The 1,273-nt window shown below is 50.4% G+C and carries 1 protein-coding gene and 1 pseudogene; both read left to right on the forward strand.

Going from position 1 to position 1,273, the window contains the following annotated elements; all coding sequences use genetic code 11:
* The first annotated feature begins 344 nt into the window (after positions 1–344).
* Positions 345–1,019 carry an IS66-like element accessory protein TnpA gene (gene tnpA, locus BGK49_RS15035; RefSeq protein ID WP_005031011.1) on the forward strand — a complete coding sequence of 225 codons (675 nt, stop codon included), beginning with the start codon at positions 345–347 and terminating at the stop codon, positions 1,017–1,019.
* Positions 1,016–1,183 (forward strand): annotated as a pseudogene (gene tnpB / locus BGK49_RS15040) (IS66 family insertion sequence element accessory protein TnpB); the annotation flags it as partial. The gene tnpA and the pseudogene tnpB, both read left to right, overlap by 4 nt.
* Between the last annotated feature and the right edge of the window lie 90 nt (positions 1,184–1,273).

Genomic DNA, 1,273 nt, shown 5'->3' on the forward strand with positions numbered 1-1,273 from the left:
CCCGTTGACGGACTTCGGGGGAAAAACGAGTATTTTTAGTCATCCTGTTTACCTCTTTCTCAGGAAGTTTAGTCTCCAGGATTCCCGGGGCGGTTCACTCTATCAATGTCAGATTCTCTTCGCCCCCGCAGGATTCGTGCCTCTTACTCTATGACTCTATGGAGTTTAAGCTTGATCTTATTGAAAAATCTTACCAGCTAGGGGCCTGCGTGGCCCAACTGGCCAGAGAGTACGGGATTAATGTAAGCGCCCCATCAGCGACGTAAGCGCCCCATCAGCGACGTCTTGTGAAAATTGTCCTGTCTGGCAACAATCACGCCCATCTATATTGATGGACACGAACGATGAATTCCCAGACAACAAAAGATATTCCCTGCTTCCGTTCTTATTTGCCTGATGCCCTGCGTTTAAGATTTGAAGATAAACTGACCATCCGGGCCATCGCTCAGCGTCTGGGTCTCAGTCATTCCACAATACATACGCTTTTTCAGCGATTTCTTGCATCCGGTATCGCATGGCCATTGCCCGATTCAGTTTCATTCGCTCAACTTGACGCCATCCTTTATGCCAACAGAAAGAAGGAATTAACAGAGCCTCAAATCAGAGAAAGCTCATGGCGAAAAGAACGGCGAACCAGCTATAGCCGTGAATTTAAGGTCCGTCTGGCTAAGCAGGCGTTACAGCCTGGGGCTGTTGTTGCCCGGATCGCCAGAGAACACGATATCAATAATAACCTGCTGTTTAAATGGAAAAGCCAGTACGAGGACGGCTTACTGAGCGATGATGACATACAGGAATGCATGCCTGTCCCGGTGGCACTGACTGATACGCCGGAGCCGACCAGACCAGTTACAAATCCCTTCTGGCGTAACAAGCATGATGAGCGCCCTGAGGGGGCTCCCGGAAACGTCCCACGGTGCGAGCTGCATCTTAAATCAGGTGTGGTAAAACTGTTTGACCCTCTCACTCCGGAACTGTTACGGGCGCTAATCCGCGAAATGAAAGGAGGTACCCGATGATAACGCTGCCAACCGGTACCAGAATCTGGATCATCGCTGGCATCACAGATATGCGTTGTGGCTTCAATGGCCTGGCTTCGAAGGTGCAGAACACGCTGAAAGATGACCCGTTCTCCGGGCATATCTTCGTCTTCCGGGGCCGCAGTGGCAAAATGGTGAAAATGTAATGAACGCATCCCACACAATTAAACACGGAGCAGTATGATGGTTAAAAGGGTGAAACTGGCAGGTGTGGAGCCTCGCAGATTTCCGGC

It is taken from the genome of Shigella sp. FC1544 (assembly GCF_001722145.1).
GTDB classification, from domain to species: Bacteria; Pseudomonadota; Gammaproteobacteria; order Enterobacterales; family Enterobacteriaceae; genus Escherichia; species Escherichia coli.